General features: G+C 41.1%; 1 pseudogene. It reads left to right on the forward strand.

Features of this window, described 5'->3' with window-relative positions:
• Positions 1-1,224 (forward strand): annotated as a pseudogene (locus QUA23_RS30885) (IS5 family transposase); the annotation flags it as partial.
• Positions 1,225-1,271 lie beyond the last annotated feature (47 nt).

A 1,271-nucleotide genomic window follows, 5' to 3' on the forward strand; every position in this document is an offset into this window, starting at 1 on the left:
TAGGTTTCTCATCATACAGCAATGAAATCCCATTTGACGCATCGCTTTTGGTTCATTTTAGAAAAAGAATAAGTTTCAATCTTATCAACAAAGTGAACCAACAAATGGTGAAGAAAATCAGAGAAGCCACCACTCCCCCAGCCAAAGCAAACAAAAAAGAAGCAGAAGAGCCAGGAGAAAGGTGCAACCCTTGGAAAATTACTATTAGATGCGACTTGTGCCAGCGCGGACATTACCTATCCAACCGACATAGGAATTCTCGATCGGACAAGAATGCAAACAGAAAAAATCCTAGATATCCTCTACGAGTCAATCAAAGACCGATGCCCGAAAAAACCCAGAACCTACCGCAAAAAAGCTCGTAAAGATTACCTAGCCATTGCCAAGCAGCGCCGACCAAAACAGAGCCAAAAAAGAGCAGCAATTAAAAAGCAACTGCAATATATCAAAAGAAACCTAGCTCATATTGAGAAATTAATCGAGTTAGGCTCCCTTTTGGAGAACTTGAGTAAGCGACAATATAAACTGCTGCTAGTCTGTCAGGAAATTTACCGCCAACAATCCTGGATGTACCAACACAAAACAAATAGAGTTGACGATAGAATAGTAAGTTTAACCCAACCCCATGTTCGTCCCATAGTTAGAGGAAAAGCAGGAAAAGCCAGAGAGTTTGGAGCCAAAATCTCAGCGAGCAGTTGTGACGGGTATGTATTTTTAGATCGCATTAGTTGGGATAACTTCAATGAATCAGGAGACTTAATAGCCCAAGTAGAAGCATTTAAAGAATTCACAGGGCATTACCCAGAATCGGTTCACGTTGACCAGATTTACCGTACTCGCTCGAATAGAGCCTGGTGTAAAGAAAGAGGAATTAGGATGAGCGGTCCGCCCTTGGGAAGACGGTCAGCTCATGTGAGTAAAGCAATAAAAAAGCAAGCTCAAGAAGATGAAAAAGCCCGTCAGGCTATAGAAGGGAAATTTGGTCAAGCAAAAAGAAGGTTTAATCTCGATCGAGTGATGGCCAAACTCGATAATACATCTGGTACAGCGATTGCAATTGCTTTTTTAGTCATGAACCTTGTTGCGGGATTAAGGAGGTTATTGTGGCTTTTTTTGTGTCAAATTTTATTAATAAGGACTAGAAAAGTGACTGAGATTATCAAAAGCTATCCTTCGGTATTACAAGTAGAAGAAAAACTTATGTTGAGCGTGGGCGGGCAATAGCGCGCTCGAACTTTTTTGAGTTTTTTGGACTTATTCAGCAAGCCCTA

It is taken from the genome of Microcoleus sp. Pol1C5 (assembly GCF_036701115.1).
Lineage (GTDB): Bacteria > Cyanobacteriota > Cyanobacteriia > Cyanobacteriales > Microcoleaceae > Microcoleus.